The organism is Acinetobacter sp. BY419 (genome assembly GCF_019038395.1).
In the GTDB taxonomy this organism is placed as follows: domain Bacteria; phylum Pseudomonadota; class Gammaproteobacteria; order Pseudomonadales; family Moraxellaceae; genus Acinetobacter.
Genome location: NZ_JAGFXZ010000036.1, coordinates 23,502 through 30,013, shown reverse-complemented (window position 1 = coordinate 30,013; position 6,512 = coordinate 23,502). Strand labels below are relative to the sequence as shown.

The window sequence follows — 6,512 nt, the reverse complement described above, 5'->3', positions numbered from 1 at the left end:
ATAATTCGGTACTATTGAACATCAGGACTAGAGTTGTGAGTTTGGTGTGGTAACTCAACTGATGGCTCTAGTCCTCTTATTTTTCAAGTCAATTTCTTATCCGCGATTCGGGTTAATTATAGAATAAACTTATTACTTCTTGAAAGAATCCCAAAACTTCAAGAATAGTGACCAATTTGATAAATTGAAGTTTTTCTTTAAGCTTTATGACCAATAAAAGAGATATATTTCAAGCGAAAGAATTATTAAAATTTACCATAAATTTTAATATAATCTGACTTTTTATGGATGCTTTAATAGCGCCTAATATTAATAATAAAGAGATATTTTTTTAACCGGTTTTGTTTTTGATTAAATATTGTTAGTTAAGTTGAAGGACTGAATTTGGAGTAATAACCATCAGTCATAATATTAGATAAAGTGATTATTCTACTTTCAGCATATTCATTCAAAGTAAATGCTAAGGTGAAATAGGCAGAATTTAGCCAATTTTGAAGATTTTCCGCTTAGGGTACTTTGAAAAAACATATCAAAACTAGGCTGAATATCTTCGCCATCTGCGGTGATGTGTTTTATATTTGAAAATGCTTGCAGGTCGGCAGGATGCTGCTCCACAGTGTCTTGAATAGAGTGCTTTGTTTCAAATTAATCTTTTACATTCAGACTTTGCTTAATCCTACATACCCTTCATCATAATATGATGGAAAATTATCCATCTAAGTTTCTAATAACTTTTAATTTTATATGAAATTTACGAGACAATAACTTCAATACCATTTTTAAATTTTGCAATTAAATTATATGTTTTAACAACTTGAATTGTGTTTCGAAGACTTTTTTAAGCAGAAGGAACTTTACAATTAAATTTTAAATTATAAAAAAAGCACTAATAAGTGCTTTTTTTCTATTGCTTGCTATTAATTAGATAGCAACAATATTTACAGCATTCGGGCCTTTTTGACCTTGAGCTACGCTAAATTCAACCAATTGACCTTCCATCAAGGTTTTAAAACCTGAGCTGGCAATTTCGCTGAAATGAGCAAATACGTCCGGACCTGCTTCTTGTTGAATAAAACCAAAACCTTTAGTTTCGTTGAACCACTTTACAGTACCTTTAACAACATTTGAGTTTGACATAATAAATCCTACTGATTTTTAATAATTTTTAGCCATTTTATTGACTGCTTGTAACTTTGAAAATAATAAAGAGGCGACTTAAAATCTGAAAAAACGAAGGATTATGACTAAAACTACGATACTTAAAGAAGATTTACCGGAACGAGACTTTTTTCTAGTTAAATTAACTATACAGCAAAAATAAAAATAATCAAATTTTCTTATATGTATATTTAATTATTTTATAAAAAATTGGAAAGAATTTTATAAAACTTAATAATTTCAATTTCTTATGATAATTTAATTTAATTACTTTGCTGCTTAGCAGGATTGATAAGTAATGAATGCGATTATATAGCTCTGTAAGAACACTATTGGCGTCTTTGAGTTCGGGGTCGATAGTTTTCTTCCACATGCAAAGTTTGTATTCACCAAACTTAAGCCCATTGGTGAGGAGCAGATAGTAATTTGAAAGATTAAAAACCGCTACTTAGGCGGTTTTTGGTGTTGTATGAGTGAACATGAAAAATAAGATGCTAGAGCACCTAAAATCAGATAAATACCTTCAGTAGATGTTTTTCATGCTGAGTGAAAACTTCATCTTTTACTGGTTTAATTTTGAAACTGGAAATCGCAATAAACATTTTAGTCCTCCGAGTTATGCTTATTTTAAGGCAACACATAAACCAAGAATAATTAAAATGAAATATGAAGATTTGAGGACTTAAAACTAGCCAAGATAGTTTCGAGAAACCTTTACATAATTCTGTGCTGAATATGGTAAAAACGCCATTTCCTTTTCCGTTAAAGGACGTGCTTTTTTGGCAGGACTACCTACATAGAGCCAGCCACTTTCCAAAACTTTATTGGGGGGTACTAAAGTTCCTGCACCAATCATCACGTCATCCGGAATCACCACATCATCTAGAATAATACTATTAATCCCAATCAGGACGCGATTGCCAATGGTACAGCCATGTAAGGTTACATGATGGCCAATAGTGACATCCTCACCAATAATTAAGGGTGAGCCATTCGGCTTGTCGGCTTTTTTATGACTGACGTGCAACATGGCATGATCTTGCACATTGGAGTTTTTACCAATCCGGATCAGATTGACATCACCACGAATCACCGCAAACGGCCAGACCGAGACATTTTCAGCCAAGACCACATCACCGACCACAATAGCCATTGGATCGATATAGCAGGAGTCATCCACCTGAGGGCTGATATCTAAATATGATCGAATGTTTTGGCTCATGGTGATCTGCTCGCTAATTAATGAAGGATCATGTGCATAGTATAAAATAAAAAAGCACCCATTCGCTGAATGAGTGCTTTGGCTTTAGTCTTAAACTGAGATTTTAAAATCAGACTCAGAACAAGTTGCTAAAGAACTGTTTGATATGGTCCAGCATACGCGCAAAGAAACCCGCTTCTTCAACCGCATTTAATGCCACCAGCGGTTTTTCTGAAATCACCTTACCATCCAGAGTTGCAACATATTTACCGACAACCTGACCTGGCTGCAATGGCGCAGTCAGTTTGGGCTGAACCACCAGTTGAGTTTTAATCGCATTGGCCTGACCTTTAGGCATGGTCACATTAAAGTTTTCAGCAAGTCCGATCTGAACTTCATCTTCCTTACCAAACCAGACTTTGGCTTTGGCAAGTACCTGTTTAGCTGGCTGTACATTCTTGGTTTCAAAGTTTGCATAACCCCAAGCAAGCAATTCGCGTGTCTGAGTCGCACGTTCCTGCATAGTTGGTGCACCAAAAATTACCGAAATCAAGCGAGTAGGGCCACGTTTTGAAGAAGTGGTCAAGCAATAACCTGCTTCATTGGTGTGGCCAGTTTTTAAACCATCTACACTTGGATCTGTGTATAGCAGGGCATTACGGTTACCTTGCTTGATGCTATTAAAGGTAAATTCTTTTTCTGCATAAATCGGATAATACTTGGAACTGTCTTTTATGATGTGCTGTGCCAGCGTGGCCATATCTTTAGCAGTCGAATAATGACCTTCAGCAGGCATGCCGGTTGAATTAACAAAGCTGGTATTGGTCATGCCAATACGTTTAGCTTCTTGGTTCATCATATGTGCAAAGGTACCCTCGTTCCCTGCAATATGTTCGGCCATGGCTTTAGATGCATCATTCCCTGATTGAATAATAATCCCGCGAAGCATTTCAAGTGCAGTTGCTGTACCGTTTAAAGGAACATACATACATGATTCCGCGCTACTGCCGCGACACCATGCTGACTCGTTCATGCGCACTTGTTCATCTTCAGTGAGTTCACCGCTCAATAGTTTTTGTTCGATGATGTAGCTGGTCATCATCTTGGTCATTGAAGCAGGGGCTAATTTTTCATTTTCATTTTTTGAAGCGAGCAGTTGCCCTGTTTCAAAGTCCATTAGCACATAAGATTTATTATTCAATTCTGGGGGTGCAGATAGGACAGTTGCTGCAAAGCTAAAACTAGGAACTAATAATAATGCAGCAAGGGCAGTTTTTTGGGTCATTTCTAGTGGGTTCCTATATCTTGATGTAAGCACGAAGAGCCTAGCATTTTAGGACAAAGCTAGGCTGACTTCTATGGGAAACCCGGTCTTATTTCAAAAGTATTGTAAGTAATCGGCACAAATATCGCTTAATTTTAATAGGTGGTTAATTCGTCACAAATCACCTGATTTTTTTGCTTGCCCGCTTTTTTGGCATCCGCTTGTGCTTCGGCCAGAATATTGCGGAAATCTTTTTGTTTTGCCATCTGGTTTAAGCTTTCAACCGGCTTGTTTTGACCCGGCATATATTCAGTCACCAGTTTGTTATAGCCTTGATTGAATTGTGACTTGTCTTTCACCATGCTTGGGCAGATTTCTGAAAGGACATAAATCGCAGCCAGTTCCTGTTTGGTCACTTTCTGGGTTGGGGTGACATTAATATTTTCATCGGCTGCAAATGCAGATGTTCCCAGAAAAATTGAGGCAGAAAATGCGCAGAAGGTCAAAGCTTGGAATAATGGATTTTTCATTGAACACTCAAAAATAAGATTTAGAACAATAATTTGCCTAGCTTAAACTTATTTTTGCAATTAAAAAGTGGGGAAATGTAGTGAAGCTGTAGAATTGTGAAGAAATCTGTAAGCAAAATAAGATGATGCAGTCATCATCTTATTGTAAACATCATGTTGCTTAGCCCTGATAATCCAGAACTTCTTTACATACTGTTTTTTGCTCACCAACGCTGGTTTGTTTGGCACCCTGACGTGCTTCTTCAAGCAAGGATTTATATTCGCTGTCGGCCTGCAGCTTTGTATAGTTCATGCCTTTATCTGAATATTCTGCAAGATAAGACTGGATTAATTGCTGAATAGTGCTGTCTAATTTTGCATTTTGACCAATCACGGCCGGGCAAACCTCAGCCATCACTTGCGCCGATGCGATATCTTCTTTCACGATGGTATCGTTTTCTTCAACAGTCAGATCGCTCGCTAGGACTGAAGGGGAAATAAATGCTGCCACGCTTAAAGTTAAAGCGCCAAATAAAGAGAATTTTTTAATCATCTTGAGCCACATATTTTAAAGATAGATGTTGAGTGATAAATATATATAATTCCTGTACTAATACAATGAAATGTCCTAACCAGTCATTTTTTAGCGTAACGAGATTTTTTCAGTGAATATTTTAGTTTCAAATGATGATGGAGTATTCGCACCCGGTATTCAGGCTTTGGCACAAGCTTTAAAACCTTTGGGGCGGGTAGTGATTGTGGCGCCAGAAAGTGAACGCAGCGGATTTTCCAGTGCTTTAACTCTGGATCGTCCTTTAAGGCCAATTCAGATTTCTCCAGATGTCTGGGCTGTTAATGGAACGCCGGCAGATTGTGTCTACTTGGCTATGAACGGACTGTTTGATCTTGAATTTGACCTGGTGGTCAGTGGGATTAATAGCGGCGCAAATCTGGGTGATGATGTACTGTATTCCGGTACAGTGGGTGCCGCCTTTGAAGGCCGTTTAAGTAAACATCCTGCGATTGCGGTGTCATTGAGTGGTCCGAATGTACGTAGCTATCAGCAGCCGCAAGATTATCAGCTAGCCGCTGAGTGGGTGCATGATTTTATTGCACGTGGTTTGCCTGTGCTCCCTGAGCGTCATATTTTTAATATCAATATTCCAGATATGGCTGAATTTAAGGGTGAAAAAGTGACTTATCAGAGTCGGCGCCGTCAGTCTAAACCGGTTACGAGTCATGTCGACCCACGTGGTCGTCAAGTGTACTGGATTGGGCTCTCGGGTGAAGCTGTGGCCGAGCCTAAGTCAGGATTTAGCGATATTGATTCGGATTTCTCTGCGGTGGCCAATGGCTATGTCAGTATTACGCCAATTCAGATGGATGCCACCAATTATGAAAGTTTGCGGCATTTGCAAACACAATTGGCAGAAAATGCGTCCTTAGTGTTATAACTTTGTGAAAAACTCGCGATTGCAAGTATATTGCGGTAAAACTTTGATAATCTTAACGGGATTTTGCAACCGTATAGCAATTAGAGAGGAAGATAATGTTCTTGGTGTTACCGAAATGTGTCGTAGCTTCGCCTGCAGCCCTGATTAAAACCCTAGTTTTATCGACCGTTGTTATTTCTACAGGAGTAATTACCGGTTGTGCCACCAAACCTCAGGTGAATAATGCAACGCGTTATGCAACAGCTCCTGATTTCTATACGGTGCGTTCAGGTGATACATTGAGTGGTATTGCAGCACGTTATGGGCTGAATTATATCAGTGTTGCCGAGATGAATGATGTCAGTGCACCTTACCGGATCTATGTGGGCCAATCGATCCGCCTGAAAAACAATACCGCACGCCGCAGCACCAGCACACAGGCAGTGACTCAAGCAGCGCCCATCCAGCGCCAAACAATTGCAGTACCTACACCTGCACCAGTTACGCCAGCAACAACAGTACAAACCACACCACGTGTGAGTACACCTGCACCTGTAACCCCTGTATCTACAGCCGCAGGTTTACGTTGGGTTAAACCCTCTAATGGCGCGATTCTACAGCAGTATAATCTGTCTTCGAATATCAAGGGCATTCGCTATAGTGGTAATGTCGGTGATCCGGTATTTGCCGCAGCAGATGGACAGGTAGTTTATGCCGCGGATGGCCTGAAAGAGTACGGTAATCTGGTGTTGGTGAAGCATGTCAATGGCTATATCACGGCTTATGCACATAATAGTAAAATGAATGTGAAAAGTGGCCAGAATGTAACAGCTGGTCAAAAAATTGCAGAAATGGGATCGACAGGTACAACCCGTACCATGCTTGAGTTTCAGGTTCGCTTAGACGGTAAACCTATTAATCCAACTGCTGTTCTACCAAACAGTTAA

The 6,512-nt window shown here is 39.2% G+C and carries 8 protein-coding genes; 2 read left to right on the top strand and 6 right to left on the bottom strand.

Annotation, left to right across the window (positions count from 1 at the left end; translation table 11 throughout):
• Positions 1-444: 444 nt before the first annotated feature.
• From KUG37_RS14775 to KUG37_RS12510, 6 genes are all read right to left on the bottom strand, one after another.
• Entirely contained in the window at positions 445-627 is a 183-nt protein-coding gene (locus KUG37_RS14775; protein ID WP_367947479.1) for a hypothetical protein, read from the bottom strand.
• A 294-nt stretch (positions 628-921) separates the two neighbouring features.
• Positions 922-1,137, bottom strand: coding sequence for a cold-shock protein (locus KUG37_RS12530; RefSeq protein WP_216936864.1), 216 nt, complete (start codon positions 1,135-1,137; stop codon positions 922-924).
• 709 nt (positions 1,138-1,846) lie between these two features.
• Positions 1,847-2,380 (bottom strand): gamma carbonic anhydrase family protein, encoded by a 534-nt coding sequence (locus KUG37_RS12525; RefSeq protein WP_216936863.1) that lies wholly within the window; start codon positions 2,378-2,380, stop codon positions 1,847-1,849.
• A 115-nt stretch (positions 2,381-2,495) separates the two neighbouring features.
• On the bottom strand, positions 2,496-3,644 hold the full coding sequence (gene dacC / locus KUG37_RS12520; protein WP_216936862.1) for a D-alanyl-D-alanine carboxypeptidase family protein: 1,149 nt from the start codon (positions 3,642-3,644) through the stop codon (positions 2,496-2,498).
• A gap of 134 nt (positions 3,645-3,778) precedes the next feature.
• A complete protein-coding gene (locus tag KUG37_RS12515) occupies positions 3,779-4,153 on the bottom strand; it encodes an MCR_0457 family protein (protein WP_216936861.1) in 375 nt (124 codons plus the stop codon).
• A 160-nt stretch (positions 4,154-4,313) separates the two neighbouring features.
• Positions 4,314-4,685, bottom strand: a complete 372-nt coding sequence (locus tag KUG37_RS12510) for an MCR_0457 family protein (protein ID WP_216936860.1) — start codon at positions 4,683-4,685, stop codon at positions 4,314-4,316.
• A 112-nt stretch (positions 4,686-4,797) separates the two neighbouring features.
• On the opposite strand from KUG37_RS12510, the gene surE reads away from it, so the two are divergent.
• Entirely contained in the window at positions 4,798-5,586 is a 789-nt protein-coding gene (gene surE, locus KUG37_RS12505; RefSeq protein WP_216936859.1) for a 5'/3'-nucleotidase SurE, read from the top strand.
• Between the two features lie 95 nt (positions 5,587-5,681).
• Positions 5,682-6,512 (top strand): peptidoglycan DD-metalloendopeptidase family protein, encoded by an 831-nt coding sequence (locus tag KUG37_RS12500; protein WP_216936858.1) that lies wholly within the window; start codon positions 5,682-5,684, stop codon positions 6,510-6,512.

Coding starts and splice junctions, on each gene's coding strand:
- KUG37_RS12530 (WP_216936864.1), bottom strand. CDS start 1,137: ATGTCAAACTCAAATGTTGTTAAAGGTACTGTAAAGTGGTTCAACGAA.
- KUG37_RS12525 (WP_216936863.1), bottom strand. CDS start 2,380: ATGAGCCAAAACATTCGATCATATTTAGATATCAGCCCTCAGGTGGAT.
- dacC (WP_216936862.1), bottom strand. CDS start 3,644: ATGACCCAAAAAACTGCCCTTGCTGCATTATTATTAGTTCCTAGTTTT.
- KUG37_RS12515 (WP_216936861.1), bottom strand. CDS start 4,153: ATGAAAAATCCATTATTCCAAGCTTTGACCTTCTGCGCATTTTCTGCC.
- KUG37_RS12510 (WP_216936860.1), bottom strand. CDS start 4,685: ATGATTAAAAAATTCTCTTTATTTGGCGCTTTAACTTTAAGCGTGGCA.
- KUG37_RS12500 (WP_216936858.1), top strand. CDS start 5,682: ATGTTCTTGGTGTTACCGAAATGTGTCGTAGCTTCGCCTGCAGCCCTG.